The organism is Novosphingobium sp. (genome assembly GCF_049240505.1).
GTDB lineage: Bacteria > Pseudomonadota > Alphaproteobacteria > Sphingomonadales > Sphingomonadaceae > Novosphingobium.
On the sequence record NZ_JBMLSM010000172.1, the window covers coordinates 1 to 17,819 of the forward strand.

12 protein-coding genes are annotated in these 17,819 nt (G+C 62.7%); 11 read left to right on the plus strand and 1 reads right to left on the minus strand.

Going from position 1 to position 17,819, the window contains the following annotated elements; all coding sequences use genetic code 11:
• From ACOVQ0_RS13600 to ACOVQ0_RS13620, 5 genes are all read left to right on the plus strand, one after another.
• Positions 1-1,586: hypothetical protein (locus ACOVQ0_RS13600; RefSeq protein ID WP_421885334.1), on the plus strand; the 1,586-nt coding region annotated here is incomplete at its 5' end.
• Complete coding sequence (locus ACOVQ0_RS13605; protein WP_421885337.1) at positions 1,586-4,708, plus strand: CHAT domain-containing protein; 3,123 nt, start codon at positions 1,586-1,588, stop codon at positions 4,706-4,708. The genes ACOVQ0_RS13600 and ACOVQ0_RS13605, both read left to right, overlap by 1 nt.
• A 178-nt stretch (positions 4,709-4,886) precedes the next feature.
• Positions 4,887-5,342, plus strand: coding sequence for a PAAR domain-containing protein (locus ACOVQ0_RS13610; RefSeq protein WP_421885341.1), 456 nt, complete (start codon positions 4,887-4,889; stop codon positions 5,340-5,342).
• Positions 5,343-5,352: 10 nt separating this feature from the next.
• Positions 5,353-5,835 (plus strand): DUF4123 domain-containing protein, encoded by a 483-nt coding sequence (locus ACOVQ0_RS13615; RefSeq protein ID WP_421885344.1) that lies wholly within the window; start codon positions 5,353-5,355, stop codon positions 5,833-5,835.
• Complete coding sequence (locus tag ACOVQ0_RS13620; protein WP_421885347.1) at positions 5,813-6,664, plus strand: CPBP family intramembrane glutamic endopeptidase; 852 nt, start codon at positions 5,813-5,815, stop codon at positions 6,662-6,664. The genes ACOVQ0_RS13615 and ACOVQ0_RS13620 overlap by 23 nt, the downstream gene beginning before the upstream one ends.
• A gap of 8 nt (positions 6,665-6,672) precedes the next feature.
• On the opposite strand, the gene ACOVQ0_RS13625 is transcribed toward ACOVQ0_RS13620, so the two are convergent.
• Positions 6,673-8,097, minus strand: coding sequence for a peptidoglycan DD-metalloendopeptidase family protein (locus ACOVQ0_RS13625; RefSeq protein WP_421885350.1), 1,425 nt, complete (start codon positions 8,095-8,097; stop codon positions 6,673-6,675).
• A gap of 121 nt (positions 8,098-8,218) precedes the next feature.
• Here ACOVQ0_RS13625 and tssK point away from each other — a divergent pair, with 121 nt between their 5' ends.
• Genes tssK through ACOVQ0_RS13655 form a run of 6 tightly spaced genes read left to right on the plus strand, consistent with a single transcriptional unit; the run spans position 8,219 to position 17,819 of the window.
• Positions 8,219-9,559 carry a type VI secretion system baseplate subunit TssK gene (gene tssK, locus ACOVQ0_RS13630; RefSeq protein WP_421885354.1) on the plus strand — a complete coding sequence of 447 codons (1,341 nt, stop codon included), beginning with the start codon at positions 8,219-8,221 and terminating at the stop codon, positions 9,557-9,559.
• 34 nt (positions 9,560-9,593) lie between these two features.
• Positions 9,594-11,075, plus strand: a complete 1,482-nt coding sequence (gene icmH, locus ACOVQ0_RS13635; RefSeq protein WP_421885357.1) for a type IVB secretion system protein IcmH/DotU — start codon at positions 9,594-9,596, stop codon at positions 11,073-11,075.
• A gap of 18 nt (positions 11,076-11,093) precedes the next feature.
• Positions 11,094-14,558 carry a type VI secretion system membrane subunit TssM gene (gene tssM, locus ACOVQ0_RS13640; RefSeq protein WP_421885360.1) on the plus strand — a complete coding sequence of 1,155 codons (3,465 nt, stop codon included), beginning with the start codon at positions 11,094-11,096 and terminating at the stop codon, positions 14,556-14,558.
• Entirely contained in the window at positions 14,540-15,067 is a 528-nt protein-coding gene (gene tagF / locus ACOVQ0_RS13645) for a type VI secretion system-associated protein TagF (protein WP_421885363.1), read from the plus strand. Before tssM ends, tagF begins: the two co-directional genes overlap by 19 nt.
• Positions 15,064-15,816: a PP2C family protein-serine/threonine phosphatase gene (locus ACOVQ0_RS13650; protein WP_421885365.1), complete on the plus strand. Its 753-nt coding sequence runs from the start codon at positions 15,064-15,066 to the stop codon at positions 15,814-15,816. The genes tagF and ACOVQ0_RS13650 overlap by 4 nt, the downstream gene beginning before the upstream one ends.
• A complete protein-coding gene (locus ACOVQ0_RS13655) occupies positions 15,813-17,819 on the plus strand; it encodes a serine/threonine-protein kinase (protein ID WP_421885367.1) in 2,007 nt (668 codons plus the stop codon). The genes ACOVQ0_RS13650 and ACOVQ0_RS13655 overlap by 4 nt, the downstream gene beginning before the upstream one ends.

Here is a 17,819-nt window from a genome sequence, read left to right on the forward strand (position 1 = left end):
CGACTGACATCGGCAGCGCCACGTCCGGGCTGGATACCAGCATTACCGGAACGACTGCAACGCTTGGCACAGTGTCTGCGGGCGGCAACTACACCGTGGCTACCACCGGCGCGATCACGCTGGGTAAGTCGGCTGGCCAATCGCAGTCCGCGAAGGGTGCGGTTAGCCTGACCAGCAGCGGCGGTGCGATCCAGCAGGGCGCGAATGGCCTGACGTTGACCGCCAACAGTGATGGCACGGTGACCGGTGCTGAAGCGCTGACGCTGAATGCCAAGACGGGCATTGCCCTGGCAGGTGCCACGCTGAACGGCGGATCGGCCAAGCAGTCTGCAGTGTCGCTCACGTCCGGTGCGGACACGCTTGTCGGATCGGTTCTCGGGGCATCGCTCGTGGCAAACGCGGGTGGCGCTTTTGAAGCGCGGGGCGCCATCGATGTGGTGAACGACGCTGCGATCACTGCGGTGGGCGCGATCACGCTGAATGGCGCGGTGAAGGCGGGCAATGCGGTCAATCTCAAGGCCAGCAACGCCGCGATTGGCGCGGATGTGACAACCAAGACGATCACCGTGTTCAATTCGGGTGCGGCGACCGGCAAACTCGCCATCGGCGATGGGGTTACCACAACGGCAGCGGATTTCGCCCTGTCGCGTGCCGAGGCCGCACGGCTCAAGGCCAGCGATACGCTGACGTTGGGTTCAGACGCCGCGCACAATGTCGAGATTGGCGGCGTCGAATTCAGCGTGCCCAAGACCGTGATTGTGCCGACATCGGGCAAGCGGATCGACGTGACCGGCCGTATCGTCTTCGATGGTGATACCACGCTCAAGCTGGGTAGCAGCGGGACGACGATCATCCAGTTGTCCACCACCAAGGGCGGATCGATCGCCAGCGATGGCGGTGTGCTTGAACTGTCGGCTGCCAACATCGTTTCGGGTGCTGACGACTTCGCCGCCGATCTTTCGGCAGTGACCGGAAGCGCATCAAGCACAGGTTCGCGCGATGCGGCCTTTGCGATGAACATCAATCCCGGCAGCAAGCTCTACAGCCCGACCGCGATCACGAATGAGACGATGATCGATGTGGGATCGATGAAGGTCACCTTCAGCGGGTTTGCGATGTTCCAGAACACCGGAACCAGCCTGATCGGGACGGGTGTTGCCTTGGGTAACGGCAACCCGACATCAATCGCGCTGGATATTGCCAATACATCGACACAGCCGGTGTTTGCTGCATTCGGTTCGATCAATGGCATCATCAATGCGGCCACTGCGCTGCTCGGCAACCCGCCGCTGGCGCACTATGACAACGTAAGCGCATCGCGCATCAATGGTTGTGTGATTGGCGGTGGAAACTGCCAGTCGGTCCAGAACCTTACGCCGGCGCTCAACGCGCTCGATAATATCCGCACCACGATCTTCACCGTGAAGCCAGACTTCCAGGTGCCGTTCGATCCGCTGGTCGGCACCAACAACGATGCCCTGTTCGACGACGTTGGCTCGTTCGGCTTGGGCGAACTTCCGATGACTCCGATCGAATGCAGCGACCCGAACGGTATCTGCGAAACACAGAAGAAGGGTGGCAACTGATGAAGCGCGCGTTCCTCGCCTCGCTGTCCGTGGTGGCGCTTGCAGTCTCTGCGGCGCCAGTCGCTGCCAAGCCTGCAGAATTGCCTGATCAGCTTGAACTTGGTCGCACGGGTCCGGGTGATCCTTGCGTGGCGACCCCGTTCTGGAAGGAAGATGCCTTCAAGGGCAGCTATACCTTTACCTGCCGTGGTTCGAGCGCGAACCGCTTTCTCGGCATCGTCCGGTCGGTGCGTGCTTCGGCCATCGCTCCGATTGACGGGCTCTTGGATTGTGGTCCGGGGATGGCGGTGACGATTCCTGGTATCGGTGCTGCCACGGCGCGGCGCTGTTTCGATAAGCTGCTGGGGCAGGAAACGATCGAAACCCGGTTCGCGCGCGATGGCCGGATCTATACCTCGAGTGCAGTGCCGCTGGCACAGGGACCGGCGGAAGAGGCGCTGCGCTTCATTTCAGGCGCGGCTGCTCCCAATCAGGATCGTGCCCGCAAGACGACTGCTGCGGTGGAAGTCGGCGTGCTTGCCCCATCGCCTGCTGTGCAGAGCACCACGGCTGGTGCCGTGGCGAATGCCGAGGATGCGCTGCAACAGGGTTTGCGACTGGTACGGCAGGGGCTGCACCTTGATGCCGCGCGCATCGTGAGCGACGCGCTGGCGCGCCTGCCAGCAGATGCCGCGCCTGCGACCCGCATCGACCTGCTGCTGCTCGCCGGGCTTGCCGATTCCAACTTGCGCTTCTTTGAATCCGCCGATGATTACTTTGGCCGTGCCAATGGGCTTCTGGCCCAGAACGCAGGCATTCCCGGCGCAGACGTGCTGCAGATGAAGAGCCGTAACTATGCGGCGCTGCATCTCATCAACAAGCGTGAATTCACGGTGGCCGCTTCGGCGCTCGATATGGGCAGCATGACGGCTGCTTCGGAAGATCAGCCACTGCTCGATACGCGCAAGGTGCAGGCGTTGAACGAAGCGCCTGCCACCGGCAGTCCCGGATCGGCACTGGCATCGGCGTGGGACAACCGGACGCGCACGCAGTTGGTGATCGATGCGCAGGCGGCATGGGCGCGCAGCGTGGCGCTGCTTGGCCAGAACCGGCCCGAGGAAGCAGCGGCTGCACTTGGTCTGGCCGACGCAAGCTTTGATGCCTTGCGCCGACAGCCGATTCCGCAGCAACAGTTGCTGTGGTTGGCGGCGCGCATCGAGCGCCAGCGTGCACGTATGCAATTGCGCGGTGGTGATCGTCCTGCGGCCTTGGCGTCGCTTGATAAGGCCATTGGCTATTTGCGACTGGCCGAGGATGCGGGCGACAACGGCCCTGCCTTGGCGCAGGTACAGCTTGAACGTGCTGCCGTGCTTTCGGGTGGTGGTGCATCAAGCGAAGAAGTGCTGGCGCAGTTCGATGAGGCGGTGACCAGCCTCATTTCGGCAGATGCGGATACGGGCGGCTTGCCCACCCAAACGCGCAGCTATCTCGATGCGCTGGTGAACGATGCGGCGCGGAGGCCTGATGGCAATTCGCCCGAACGCTTCTTCCGCGCGCTGCAGGCGGCGGCAACACCGGCCATCGCGCGGCAATTCGTGCAACTGCAGTCGCTTATTGCGTCCGATCCGGCGCTGGCTGCGAAGGTGCAGGACCGCCAGGAAGTTGAGCGTGAAATCAACAAACTGCGCTTCGAGATCGCATCGGGTGGCGATACCGCTAAAGTGCAGGCGCTTGAAGCACGCCGCACCGAACTGGAAAGCCGTTCATTCGCGTTGCAGAACGAACTGGCGGCTAACGGTTCGTTCCGGCAAGTGGTGGATACGCCCGCCTCGATTGGCGAAATTCGCGCGGTGCTGAAGCCGGGTGAGGGATATCTCAAGCTCAGCAAGGTCGGCGGTTATATTTTTGGTGCGCTGATCGATGCCGATGGCACGCGTATCTATCGCGTGGCACGCCCTGCGGTGGAAATCGATCCGCTGATCAAGTCGGTGCGTGAAACGATTACCGGCGGCAACGACAAGGTTCCGATCTTCTCGGTGGCCGGTGCCAACGCGCTCTACAAGTTGCTGATTGGCCCGGCGGCAAGCCGTGTGGGTGGATATTCGTCGATGGTGATCGATGGGTCGGGCGTGCTTGATACGCTGCCTGTGGGCGTGCTGGTGACAGACGATGCCTCGACAGCAGCATTCGCCAAATCGCGCCGCAAGGATCCTTACAACTACACTGGCGTCGGCTTCCTTGCCCGCAAGATGTCTTTGTCGACCGCGCTTTCCCCGCGTTCACTGATCGTGTCACGCAATCTGGCGCCGTCGAAGGCACCTTATCCGTTCATTGGATTTGCGCAGCACCAGCCGGTGCCGCTCGAAGCCAATGTGGGCGGGACGATGATCAGCATCGGCACCAATTGTGAAGTTGAACTGTCGAAAGTGGCAGAACTCAGCCGCATGGTGCAGCCGATCGACGCGATCGAACTGAAGGAAGCCAGTGCGGCGCTCGGCGTGCCCAATGCGCCCGAAGTGATCGGGGCCGAGTTCACCGATACCAATGTGCGCAGCCGCACCGATCTCGATCAGTTCCAGGTGTTGCACTTTGCCACGCACGGATTGACCGAAGGGCAGTGGGCCTGCTCCAAGGCACCGCCGGCACTGGTGACCAGCGTGGGTGAAGCCAATTCGGACGGCATCCTGTCGTTCGATGAAGTGGCGCAACTGCGGCTCGACGCCAATCTTGTGGTGCTTTCGGCCTGCGATACTTCGGCAGGTGTGACGAGCTCTGCAGCGCGTGCGGCGGGCCAGGAGCAGGTCGGCGCATCACTCGACGGTTTGGTCCGTGCGTTTCTTGCGGCGCGTGCACAGGCTGTGCTGTCCACGTACTGGCCGATTTCGGACGCGGGTGAGAGCGTGGAGCTGATCACCGACTTCTACGGCAATGCGCGTGAAGGGACCATCGGTGGTGCGCTGCAGAAGGCGCAAGTTTCGCTGATGTCCAATCGCGACAGTTCGCATCCGCTCTATTGGGGGGCATTCGTACTGATCGGTGATGCGCAGAAGCCGTTGCTGAATGGCGCGGCAAAGATGGCGGTCGATCAGCGTGCAACGCCTGCCGTCGCACTGGCGGACGGAAACGGGGCGAGTTCGCGTTGATGTCCTAGCGCCGGGTTCGCCCGGCGCTGAGGCCGTTTCGCATCTGCTGGGGCTGACGTCACTTGGGCGCTGTTCGGTGATCGCAAAGCTGGTAAGCTGCGGTCACCACGCAAATATCGGCGGGCAGCTGTGATCTTGCGCACGGCAATCGCGGGCGTGGCGGTCAAGGATCGAAGCTATGGGTAAACCCGCTGCGCGCATCACCGATATGCACACCTGCCCGATGGTTTCGGGCACGGTGCCGCATGTGGGTGGGCCAATTCTGCCGCCTGCCGCGATAAGGGTGCTGACGGGCAACCTTCCACAGGCACGCATCGGTGACAAGGCGGTCTGCGTGGGACCACCCGATGTTATCGCGCTGGGAGCATTCACAGTGCTGGTGCAAGGCAGCCCCGCCGCCCGCATGGGCGATATGACCGCGCATGGCGGCGTAGTTGTGGTGGGAATGCCCACGGTGCTGATCGGGGACGCAGGCAGCGCCAGCCTGGGCGGGTTGACGCAGGCACTGGTCAATCTTCCGATCGGGCTGGAAGGCGATGGCACCGCGCCTGCGGATATGGCCAAGGCCATGATCAACGCCGCCAAGGAAGGCCTGCCGTTCTGCGAACAGTGCAGCAAAGCACAGATCGGGTAGGCTTGGGGCGATGACCGCTGCCTGGTATGCCGTTATCGATTGTGCGCAGGACCCGCGCCTTGTCGAGCTTGTGCGCTCCTGCCGCGATCATCTCTGCCTGTTCAAGGGGCGAAACCTCGATCCGCAACTGCTGGGCGCGTCGCCCTGGATGGTACGCATCGATTCTGCTGAACCTTTGCTTGGTGTCTGGCAGCAGCATGGTCACGGTGCGAGTTGGGGAGTGATGATCCTGACCGACATGCCGATGGAACGGCTGCATCGGCATTTGCGCCGCTTTTTGCAGGCCAAGTTGCCCGACGGCATGATCGTGCTGTTCCGCTATTACGACCCGCGCGTGTTCAACACCTACATCCGTGCGGCCACGCCTGAAGAGCGCGCGCCGTGGTTCGATGGCGTGCAGCAATATTCGGTGGAAAGTGCAGGCGGCACGGCGATGCATCACTACCGGCTGGTTGAAGGAGGGCTGTTCGATGGCGCAAACCGGATCGGTTGAAGCGGGCACAGCTGCCTGGCGGCAATGGCTGGCCATCGGCGCCGGATTGCTGGCTTCGTGGAGTTGGGTGCTGATCGTCGTCACGTTTGCCCCGGATATCTTTGGCGGCGAAGCAACGCCGGGCGTCTATGCCGCCTATACGTTGACGATCTATGTGCCGCTGCTGATCGTATCGTTGCTGGCGGGGTGGATCGGAGGCACGAAAGTTCTGACGCTGGGCAAGTATCCGCTCGGCTGGACTGTGGCCGGTCTCGTCATTGGAGCCGCCGGTCTGAGCGTGGCGCTGGCGATGAGTTGGCTTAACGGGACGGCCATTACCGGCAGCGCGGCAACCGGGCTGACCGGACTGGTGGCAATGGGCATTGCGCTGACGCTGGTGCAATCGGCGATGGAGGAAGTGCTGTTCCGGGGCTGGTTGCAGACCGCGCTATCTCAAAGGCTCGGGCAGATCGCGGGAGTTTGTGGCAGCGCGGTTCTGTTTGCGGGCTTCCATCTGGTAGGAGGCGCGCGCCAGCCATTGACACTGGCCTTTATCACGTTGGCAGGCGTGCTGTTCGGCCTGCTGGCGCTGCGCAGTGGCGGAATCCTTGCACCGATCGCTGCCCATGCGGCGTGGAATGTGACCGAGGATTCCATCTTCGGCCTAGTTCCCAATCCGGGCAACGAAATGCTGGGATCAATCATGGACTTCGATCTTGTCGGAAATCCTTTGTGGGGTGGAAATGAGGAGGGCCTTAACGCCAGTATTGGCGCGGTGCTGGTGATCGTCGCCGCAATCCTGCCGTTGCTGGCGATCCGCCGTGCCGCACCAATCGTCGCGCCCGCCTGAGCCGGAATTCAGAACGTGCGCTGGCTTCGCGCCATATCGATCCGGTCCCGCTCTTTGAGGAAGGCTTGCAATGTTGCGCCTTCCATGCGCTTGCGACTGGCTTCGTCCACCGGAATGCTGAGCGGATCGACCCTTTCGCCATCGATATGGACTTCGTAGTGCAAGTGCGGCCCGGTGGAACGGCCCGTGGTGCCGACATCGCCGATGCGCTGGCCCTGACTCACGCGGACGCCCGCCGCAATGCCAGGCGCAAACACGTTCTGGTGGAGGTAGAGCGTCCGCCAGCCATTGTCATGCAGCAGTACGGTGAGGTTGCCGTTCGCCCCTTTCATCGCTGCAAATTCGATCGTGCCATCGGCAGCGGCATAGATCGGCGTGCCGGTGGGGGCAGCGAAGTCGGTGCCGCCATGAAGTTTGTTGTAGTGCAACACGGGATGGAAACGCATTCCGAACTTCGACGTGATGCGGGCACCGTCTACTGGCGTGCGCATGAGGCCGCGCTTGGTCGTGGCGCCGTTGCCGTCAAACCAGCCTGCGTCTTCGCCCGGTGGCTGGAAACGGTAGAGCGCGAGGCTTTTTTTCGGCGTCGTCAATTGGGCATAGAGCAGCTTGGGTTGACCAACCGCATCGCCATCTGCGTTGACTTCCTGGTCGTAGGCCACTTCGAAGACGTCGCCGGGGCTGACTTCGGACGCAAGGTTGAAGTCATAGGAGAAGGCATTGATGAATTCGGGGATCAGCGTGTCGATCAGTCCGGCCGAGACGGCGGAGGTGTAGAAGCTCTCGCTGTCAATCTCACCGCGCAGAACCTCGATCTTGCGGCTGACGTCAGCGGCGAGCGGGGTGACCGAGAATGTACCATCCGCCGTGCGGGCAAGAACAACGCCCGAACCGTTGATGTGGACGGCGCGCAATTGCTGCAGCAACGCGCCGCCTTCGCCCGGCAGCAGCACGATGATCGCGTGAATTTCGCCTCCGCTGGCGAGATGGGGTGCCGCTGCGGCTGCGGCGGCGGAGGCATCGTCAGCCCGCACGCCTGCTTCGATCAGGGCACCGGCAAGCTGCCCCGGACCTGCCAGATTGATCGCGCGCTCCTGCGCGTTGCTGGACGCAGGGATTGCAGCAGAAGGGCTGGCCAATGGCGCGAGCGCCGGATCGCCGCGCGTCAGCCAGGAGGCAGTTGCGCCAACGGCAAGGATGAGCACCGAACCGGCGATGGCAAATGTGAGGCGGCGGTCCTGCGACGGGCGAGGTGCGACGCTTTTGTGCGCAGTATCGGCGGGCGCAGCATTTGCGGCGGTGTGCTGCGGTTCGGCAACTTCGCGCCAGAACGCGCCCATGCCTTCGTCCGATTCCGGTTTCTGGACAGGGGGAGCGGAATGCTGCCCGCAACCAGAGACCCATTGTTTCGGATCGAAAGAATCTTCGTCCATCGGAAATCTCGCCTCAGAAGCGGGAGCAGTCGCCGTGAAATATTCGTGTCTGGCTATAACCACGCTTTTGCGAAGGGTGAAGCTGTGCTTAACAGTAATCTGCTGATTATCGGGGGAGCGGATGTCGTTCGGAAGTCGTGTAGCCTGGCGTGAAGGGCAATTTCTTCGGCCACAGCACTTCCAGCAGGCCGACCGCGCGCTGTTGTGGCAGTTGCGTGCGCGTTCGGATTCATTGCGCCCCTATCCGTGGGGATTGACCGAGGTTGAGGTTGACGAAGATCTTGCCGCAATTGGCAAGTTCACGCTGGTGCGTGCCAAAGGCGTCATGCCTGATGGTACGCCGTTTTCGATCCCCGATGATATGGCCCCGCCACCGCCGCTGGATGTGCCAGTCGATACCCGTGATGCGACTGTCTATCTGACGCTGCCCGCCGCACAGGCTGGCGCGCAGGAGTTCGATGAAGCTGACGGGGCTGGCCCTGACATACGCTTTCTGGTGGAAGAGAGCGAGATTGCCGACTGCTTTTCGCAGGATCGCAGCCAGGAACCGATCGAGGTGGCGCGACCGAATCTGCGGCTCGGCGTGACGCGCGATCAGACCTATGGCCGCATTCTGTGCGGGCTTGGCCAGATCCGCGAAATGCAGGGCAAGAAGGTCATGTTCGATGACCGCTATATTCCGCCGCTGCTGGATATTCGCGGCTCACGCCCGTTGCGGCATGGGCTGGTGGATATTCTGGGGCGGTGCGAACAGCGTTCTGACGAACTGGCGCTGCGCGCGGTGGAAGCGACTGATGGCGGGGCGGAAACCTTCGCCAGCTTCCTGCTGTTGCAGGCGTTGAACCGCTGGATTCCGGTGCTGCGCCATCTGGAATCGCTGCCGATGGTTCACCCTGAACGCATGTATCAGGAACTCGCCAGCCTCGCCGGGGAAATTGCCACGCTGGTCAAGCCGGAGCGCAAGGCGCCGCCGCTGCCCGCCTATGAGCATGAGAATCTGCGGGGCACGTTCGAACCGCTGTTCGATCTGTTGCAGTCGATGCTGTCGGCAGTGTTTGATCGGTCTGCGGTGCAACTGTCGCTGGAGCCGATGGGGCCGGGCGCGTGGACGTCTACGATCACGGATCGCAACCTGTACCAGCACGGCTACTTCTATCTGGCCGTGCGAGCGGCGGCTTCTGTGGACGAAGTGCGGCAGATGTTCCCGGCTGTGGCCAAGATCGGTGCGGTGGAAAAGATGCGCCAGATCGTCGATTCCGCGCTGCCGGGTGTGCCTTTGCGACACACACCTACGCCGCCTTCGCAGCTTCGCGTGCTGCCGGGCTTCGTCTATTTTGAGCTGGATCGCGGTGTGGGCGATTGGCGCGATTTTGCCACGGCTACCGCGCTTGGTCTGCATGTGGCGGGTGACTGGCCGCAACTGCGGATGGAACTTTGGTGCGTGAAGAGGGCTGCGCGATGAGCGTGGCACGGGCTTGGTCGATGGAGCGTTCGGCATGAGCGGAGATGGTTCTTCCGACAACGGCAATCGCACGGTCTTCCGGCCATCGCCGCTTGCCGGGATGCGCGGGGGCACACCCGCTCAGCCTGCGCCGACGGCACAATCGCCTGCTGGTGGAGGTGGCTGGGGCGCCCCGCCGCCGATGGCGCAACCGCCGGTGCCGCCGCAGGCCCCGCCTTCCGGCTTTGGCGCTCCGCCTGCCGGTTTTGGGGAGCCGCCCCCATCCTTTGCCGCGCCGCAGCCCATGATGAGCGGTGGTCGCCGTCTTAATGACGACGATATTCCCGTCCCTTCGCGCCCGCGTGATACGCGCAGCCCGCTGGTGATTGAGGCTGGCACTGTGCTGGCGTTGGCCGCTTCGGTGCGTTCTGGCCGTGCGCGCATTGCCTTGCCGGACTTTCACCGCGAAGCGATGGAAGCAGTCGCAGCCTATGATCGGGCGATAGCGCCGCTTTACCCCGAAGAGGCGCGGATGCGTGCGCGCTATGCGATTTGCGCGACGATTGACGATATTGCCCAAAACCTGCCCGGCGTGGGTGGCGATGGCGCGGAATGGGCGCGGCGAAGCCTTGTCGTCAGTTTCTTTCGCGAGAACATCGGTGGTGATCGGTTCTGGCAGCTGGTAGACGATCTGCTCGCCCGGCCCGGCCAGAATGCCGAACTGATCGAACTTTACGCTGATTGCCTTGCCGCAGGGTTCGAAGGCCGGTTCCGCGTGATGCCGGATGGCAAGGCGCGCCTTCAGCAGATCCTGACAAGCCTCTATGGTGCGCTGGAACACCCCCGCTCGCTCTCGCAGGTTGAGATCGCCCCTATGTGGCGCGGGGCCGATGCGCCGCTGCGCAAGATCAGTCCGTGGAGCAAGATCGCGCTTGCCGCGGCTGCTGCACTGGCCGTTTTGCTCGCGGTCTACATCGTGCTGCGTTTGCTGCTCATGACGGCGGGATCGGACTCGTTGAAAAGCGCGAAGGCATTGATGCCGCAGGAAAACCTGCGTCTCTCGCGCATGGGTGCCGCCCCGCCGCCTGCCGTTGAAAGCGACCAGTTGATACGGATGCGCAAGTTCCTTGAACCTGAAGTGCGACAGAATCTCGTCGTGGTCGAAGAAGACGGCAGCACCGTGCGCGTGCGCACCACGGTTGGCCAGCTGTTCCAGTCCGGCTCTGATCAGCTTGAGCCGGGCCGCGCAGATCTGTTCGAGCGGATAGGCCGCGCGGTGGAAGCTGAACCGGGTCAGGTAACGGTTGAAGGGCATTCCGACTCTGACCAGATCAGCGGCCTCGCTTTCCCCGACAATACTGCGCTTTCGCAAGCGCGGGCGCAGGCTGTGGCCGGCATTCTTGGTTCGGTCCTGACCAATCCGGGGCGTATTTCGGTGCAGGGGTTTGGCGACAGTCGCCCGATTGCCGACAATGGCTCCGCCGAAGGCAAGGCGCTCAACCGCCGTGTCGAAATCATCATTCCGCGTCAGCGCTAATCGAAAGAGGCGACGCCCGTGAAGAAGTTCCTCGGCAACTGGTGGGTCCTGAGCGGCCTTGTCGTGCTGTTCCTTGTGCTGGTGTTCTGCATCGGCCTGCCGATTTTCGTGCGCATGTTGTCGCCGTGGTGGGTGCGGCTGCTGGTGCTGGCGGTGATCGTGGTGCCTTGGGGTGTGCTGGGCTGGCTACGGGTGCGCAAGGCGCGCAAAGCGGCGGCGGCCATTGCAGCGGAACTTTCCGCGCCTGCGCCCGGCGATGCGGAAGGACAGGCCGTTTCGGCACGCATGGCCGAAGCGTTGGCCTCGCTGCGTTCCGGTTCGGGCAACAAGCGCGATTACCTCTATAACCGGCCCTGGTACGTGATCATTGGTCCGCCGGGTGCGGGCAAGACCACGGCGCTGCTCAACTCTGGCCTGCGCTTTCCACTGTCCGACCAGTCTTTCAAGGGCGTTGGCGGCACCCGCAACCTCGATTTCTGGTTCGCCGATGAAGCCGTGATGGTCGATACGGCGGGCAGATACACAACGCAGGATTCCGATCAGGCTGCCGATGCGAAAGGCTGGACCAGCTTCCTCAGTCTGATGAAGCGGCACCGCCCGCTCTCTCCGGTGAACGGCGTGATCGTGGCGATCGGGGTGGACGAACTGCTGCAGGCGGATCGAGCGGGGTTGGATCGCCACGCTGCGCTGGTGCGCCGCCGTCTGGCCGAAGTGCGCGCAACGCTGGAAGTTTCGGTGCCGGTCTATCTGCTTTTGACCAAGGCCGATCTGATCGCAGGGTTCAGCGAATTCTACGATGATCTCGATGTTGAAGGCCGCCGCGCTGTTCTGGGTGCAACGCTGCCGGTTGAAATGAAAAAGCCCACCAGCGACGATTTGGTGGGCGCTTTCGATGCCGTGATCGCGGCGCAGCAAGCGCGGCAGGCCAAGCGCCTGTTCGAAGAAGTGGACCAGACCCGCCGCAGCCTGATCCTTGGCTTTCCGGCGCAATTGGGTGCGTTGCGCAACCGCCTTGCGCGGTTTGTCGACGGGGCGTTTCTTTCTGGTGATCAACCCGCAGGCACCCTACGCGGTTTCTATTTTACCAGCGGCGTCCAGCAGGGCGCACCGCTTGATCGCATTCTGGCAGGCGTTGCGGAAAGCTATCAAAGCGCAACGCGGCCATCGGGCGGTTCGGGCCGCACCTATTTCCTCAATCGCGTGCTGACCGAAGTTGTGTTCGGAGAGGCTGGGCTGGTCGAGGCCGATCCTGCCGCACGCCGCCGCCAGCAGGCACGCACCACGGCAGGCGTCATCGGCGTGGCTGCGGCTGCGGCGGTGGTCGTGGCGCTGTGGGGTGTCAGTTTCTGGCAGAACCGGTCGTTCCAGTCCGCGCTGGGTCAGTCTTCCGCACAGGCCGCTACGTTGATCCAGCAGACGGGCGTCGATCTGGTGGAAGTGCGCGATACCGACCCCGATCTTGAGCAGGCGTTGATCACGCTGCGCGCACTCCGCACTTTGCCGCAGGGCTATGCCGAACAGGCAGCGGGTGAGCCGGGGTTGTTCAAACGCTTCGGGCTCTACCAATCCAGTCATGCCGACACGGCGGTAGAAGCCTATCGCGCGGGCCTGCGCCGCATTCTTCTGCCGCGTCTGTTGCTGCGGGCAGAGCAATACATGGCGGCCAATTCGGCCGATCCGATGGCGATTTACCAGCCGCTCAAGGTCTACCTGATGTTGGGTGGGCAGGGACCGCTTGATCCCGGCACCGTGAAATCGTGGGTAGAAGGCGATTGGCTGAACGAGCAATTCCCCGGCGCAGATCGCGCGCCAGTGCGCAAAGAACTGGGCGAACATCTTGCCGCGCTGCTCGAAGATCAGGGCATGTCGTCCGAATGGGCCGGGCGCAAGGCTCCGCTGGATGGCACGGCGATTGCCTCTGCGCGGGCTGCGTTGCAGACGCTGAGTTTGGCTGACCGAGCCTATGCAGTATTGCGGCAGAAGGCGCTGGCAGGGGCGGAGCAGCCGTGGCGTGCCAGCGCGGCGATTTCGGCGGGTGATGGGCAAGCCTTTGCCAATGGGGCCGAGGTCATGCTGCTGGAAGTGCCCTATTTCTACACCCGTGAGGGGTATGAGAAAGCTTATCTGCCAGGCTTGGTCACCGTGGCGGGCGATTTGCAGAAAGACCTTTGGGTTCTGGGTGAAGGTGCGGAAACGGCGGGCGTGCAGGCGCAGGTCGAACAGATCCGTCCCGGGGTCGCGGCACTCTATGCGCGCGACTATATCGAAGCATGGGAACGGGTGGCAACGCTGCCCACGCCGGGCAATCTGTTTGGCGATCCTGCAGTTCTTGGCGCCTTTTCCAAATCGCCATCACCGCTCAAGGTCTTGCTGATCGAACTGCGCAAGAACACCAGCTTTGCAGGCGGGGCAAAGGCATTGGGCGATATGGCCAATGCCAAGATCGAATCGTCACGCTTCGGCAAATTGGCGCAGGCAGCCGCGGCTTCGGCGGCAGGACCGCAGGTTGACGCTGCCACTGCGATCACATCGCACTTCAAGCCGGTTCATGATTACGTAGGTGACGGCAAGGCACCGGCTCCGATCGATGATTTCGTGGGCGCGATCAAGAAAGCGGGCGAGGCAATCAACTCCGCCAAGTTGGCGGGTGGCGGCATGGGGGCCGATGCCGTGCAGAGCCAGATGGCGATGGCACTGGGAGCCGTGGCAACCAGCGCAGGTGGCGCGCCTCCGCAGTTGCAGAACTTCGTTGCAGCGGCCACCAGCGGCGGTTCAACTGCCACGACAGCTGCGGCACAGGGTGCGCTTAGCGATGCCTATGCGCAGTCGGTCTTCCCTGATTGCCAGCTTGCCACGCAGGACCGCTACCCTTTTGTCGGAACCGCCGTGGCCGACGCTTCGCTGGCTGATGTCCAGCGGATATTCGGCCTCGGCGGTACGCTGGACAGTTTCATTCAGGGGCGGATCGTGCCGTTGCTCGATCTGACCGGGCCGGTGTGGCGCTGGAACGCGCAAAGTCCGCAGACTGCCACGCTCAACCCTTCTACGCCCGAAGAATTCGTCAAGGCACGGCAACTGCGCGATATTCTGGCGGGTGGGCTGAACGTGAAGATCGAAGCCAAGGCCTTTGGCGCCGGAGTAGATGCCGTAGAAATGGTGGTCGGCAATACCCGCTACAATTTCGAGCGCGGCTCGCTCGGTGCGCAAAAGCCGCTGGTATGGTCGCCTCAGGGCAACCTGCCGGTCGCCTCGGTATCCATGATGTCGGGCGGTGCGAAAGTGGGCGGCGTGGAAACCGAAGGCCCTTGGGCGCTGTTCCGCCTGATGGACGCCGCGCGCAAGGAAAATGCCGGACCGCTGGCGGTGCTGGCGACGTTCGGTTCGGGCGCACAGACGGCAGTGTTCAAGATCAGCCTGCCTAACGATCGCAATCCATTCGGGCGCGGCGGGTTGTGGAGCTTCCGATGCCCGACGGTGCTTTGACCCGCTCCCTCTTTGGAAAACTCCCCGCACACGGCGATTTTGTCTCGCGTGGGATGGACGCTGCCATGCGTGACGAGCTTGATCGCTGGTTGACCGCTGAAATGGAGCAGGCGCAGGCGGCATGGAATGGCGAGTTCGAGCTGCGCTATGAAGCTGCGCCGGTCTGGCATTTTGTTGATGAGGCTGGCAATGGCCGGTGGAGCGGGGGTATCCTCTGCGCTTCGGCAGACCGGGTGGGGCGGCGGTTTCCGCTGATCTTTGCAGCACCAGCGCCAGATTGCGCTTCGGCAGCGGCCCTCTCGGCAGCGTGTTTGGGGCTGGTAGGACAGGCTTTTGCAGAAGGGTGGGATGCTGACCGGATGATGGAAGCACCGCTTGCGCCCGAAAGCTTGCCGTGGCAGCCGACAGGCGCGTCATGGGCGCTGGTCGGAGAGGATGGACCCGTGGTGGAATATCAAGGTAGAACTCCGACAGGGGTGATCGAGCGGATGCTGGAGATGGCCGCATGACCAATACGTTCCGCATCGAGGACAACGCGCTGAGCCATGTCGGCAAAGTGCGCAGCCAGAACGAGGACAGCCACTTTACCGATCCCGAGGCGGGGGTATGGCTGGTTGCAGACGGCATGGGCGGTCATACCAATGGCAAGCTGGCGTCAGAAGCGCTTGCGGCTGCTGTCGGTGCGGTTCGTGTGCCCGACGCGCTCGACGCGGCTTGCAATGTCGTCGCCAATGCGATCCATTCAGCAAATACGGCAATTTTCGGCCATGCTCAGGAAGCTGGCGTGCAGATGGGATCGACCGTGGTCGCTCTTGTCGTGCGTGGTGATGAATTTGCGGTTCTTTGGGCGGGAGACAGCCGCGCCTATCTGCACCGTGATGGCCAGTTGATCCAGCTTACCCGCGATCACACCCAGGTGCAGGAGATGGTTGATCGCGGACTGCTTGATCCGGCGGATGTCGAAGATCATCCGATGAAGCATGTTCTTTCGCGTGCAGTAGGCGTGCAGGATACGCTTGAGATCGATGCGATCCGCGATCAATTGCAGACGCGCGACCTGTTTTTGCTGTGCAGCGACGGGCTTTACGGCGTTGTCGGCGAAGCGGAAATCGCCCGACTTGTGGCCGAACGCGGCATCGCCGCTGGCGAGGATCTGATCGAGGCCAGTCTGGCGGGTGGAGCGCCGGATAACATTACAGTCGCGCTGGTAAGCGTGACCGAACCCACTCTGCTGGTCCTGAACGGAGCGTCATCGTGAGCGAGAACAACGGCCAAGGCAGCGACGACGAACCGCGCACCGTCTTCAATCCGCAGCCTGCACCGGGGCAGGAGCAGGTGCCACCTGCCGGAAATGCGACGGGCAGCGGCTGGGGTAGCTCGCCGCAGGAACCGCCCGCGCCGGAAGCGCAGCAGACATCTGCAGCGCCCTTGGCCGAAACCGAATTTCCGGGGATGACGTCATTTCCTGCCACGGGCGGCGGCGAGCCGCGCGAAGTGCGCGAAGGCGATGTGCTGAACCACCTCTATCAGGTGCGGCGCTTTATCGCGCGCGGCGGCATGGGGCAGGTGTTCGAAGGCGTGAACATCAATAACGAGGACGAGCGCGTTGCGATCAAGGTGATCCTGCCGCACCTCGCCCGCGACCCCAATGTGCTTGCGATGTTCCGCAAGGAAGCGCGCACGCTCACCCGGCTCAGCCATCCGGCACTGGTGCAATATCGCACGCTGGCGATGGAACCGCAGCTTGGCGTGTTCTATATCGTCACGGAATACATCGACGGACGCAACCTGTCGGATGTGCTTTCGACGACCGAGGCCAGCCCGGCGCAACTGGTTTCGCTGATTCGCACGCTGGCCGAAGGTTTGGCAGTCGCGCATTCGCTGGGGGCAATCCACCGCGACATTTCGCCCGACAATATCATGCTCGAAGGCGGCCGGCTCGAACGGGCCAAGGTTATCGATTTCGGCATCGCCAAGGATCTCGATGGTGGCAGCCAGACCATCGTTGGCGATGGTTTTGCTGGAAAGCTGAACTATGTCGCGCCCGAACAGCTTGGCGATTTCGGGCGTCAGGTGGGTTCTTGGACCGACGTTTACAGCCTTGGCCTGACCATCCTTGCCCTGATCAACAAGCGCGATGTCAATATGGGCGGATCGCTGGTCGATGCAGTGGACAAGCGCCGTGCAGGACCAGACCTGTCGCCTGTTCCTGCGCAAGTGCGGCCCGTTCTGGAAGGGATGCTCAAGCCCAATCCAGCAGACCGCCTTCGCACGATGGAAGACGTGATCGCAGCGCTTGGTTCAGGTGCGGCCGCGGCCAGCGTCCCATCGGCCCCGCCTCCCAAGGCAACCAAACCACCCAAAGCTCCACCGAAGCCGAAAGTCGTGGCGGCTGACGGGAGCGATGACGGCAAACAACGCAAGATGCTGATCGGCGCCGGTGTGGCTGGTGCCGTGGTGCTACTCGGCGGTTTGGGTTATGCCTTGTCTTCTGGCGGGGACGAGCAGGCACCCGATCCCTCCGCCTCGATGGCGAGCGTGACGGCGCCGACTGGCGATCCGTTGAAAACCGCGCAGGCCGTGCTGGATGGCGGGCTGGCATCGGTTTCGTGCTCTTGGCTCGACGTCAGCGACCTGCAGGTGCAGGGCAGCGACGTCGCACTGGCGGTAAAGGGCGTTGCCGGGCGTCCGGTCGAAGCGCAGAACGAAATCGGCAAGTTGCTGTCGGCCAAGGGCCTCCGCGCAGCTTCCATCGATTTCAGCGATGTGTCGCAGATCAGCCCCAACGATTGCGGTCCGATCGAGGCTTTTCGCCAGATTCGAGGCAAGGGTGCATCGCACCTTTCCGTGCCGCAGGTGAAGTGGGAACTGGCCCCGCTTCCTGCTGATGATCAGGATGCCGGCAAGCTGGGTGCTCCCGTCGTCTTGAATATCGATCTGAACGGCGTTTCGGGCGATATCGCTGTCGTCGGGCTTGAAGACAGCGGACAGATGACGTTCGAACCACGATTGGATCGAGCGGCGCTGGAGCCGGTGAAGGTTTCCCCGGACGTCTATCGGTTCCCCATCACCACCACTCATCCGGGCTGGACCGGTGTGTTCCTGCTTTATGGCAAGGGACCATTCGATCAGAGCCTGTTGAACGGATCGACCGGTTCCAGAGGAGGGGACTGGGCGCAGCGTTTCCTCGCCGAGGCACGGTCGAAAGGCTGGCAGGCCGACACGGTGTGGTACAAGACCGTCAACGACAAGCCTGATTGA

Excerpts from the sequence above, each read along its gene's own strand:
- ACOVQ0_RS13625 (WP_421885350.1), bottom strand. The coding sequence starts at position 8,097 with ATGGACGAAGATTCTTTCGATCCGAAACAATGGGTCTCTGGTTGCGGG.
- ACOVQ0_RS13615 (WP_421885344.1), top strand. The coding sequence starts at position 5,353 with ATGACCGCTGCCTGGTATGCCGTTATCGATTGTGCGCAGGACCCGCGC.
- ACOVQ0_RS13650 (WP_421885365.1), top strand. The coding sequence starts at position 15,064 with ATGACCAATACGTTCCGCATCGAGGACAACGCGCTGAGCCATGTCGGC.
- ACOVQ0_RS13610 (WP_421885341.1), top strand. The coding sequence starts at position 4,887 with ATGGGTAAACCCGCTGCGCGCATCACCGATATGCACACCTGCCCGATG.
- icmH (WP_421885357.1), top strand. The coding sequence starts at position 9,594 with ATGAGCGGAGATGGTTCTTCCGACAACGGCAATCGCACGGTCTTCCGG.
- ACOVQ0_RS13620 (WP_421885347.1), top strand. The coding sequence starts at position 5,813 with ATGGCGCAAACCGGATCGGTTGAAGCGGGCACAGCTGCCTGGCGGCAA.
- tagF (WP_421885363.1), top strand. The coding sequence starts at position 14,540 with ATGCCCGACGGTGCTTTGACCCGCTCCCTCTTTGGAAAACTCCCCGCA.
- ACOVQ0_RS13605 (WP_421885337.1), top strand. The coding sequence starts at position 1,586 with ATGAAGCGCGCGTTCCTCGCCTCGCTGTCCGTGGTGGCGCTTGCAGTC.
- tssK (WP_421885354.1), top strand. The coding sequence starts at position 8,219 with ATGTCGTTCGGAAGTCGTGTAGCCTGGCGTGAAGGGCAATTTCTTCGG.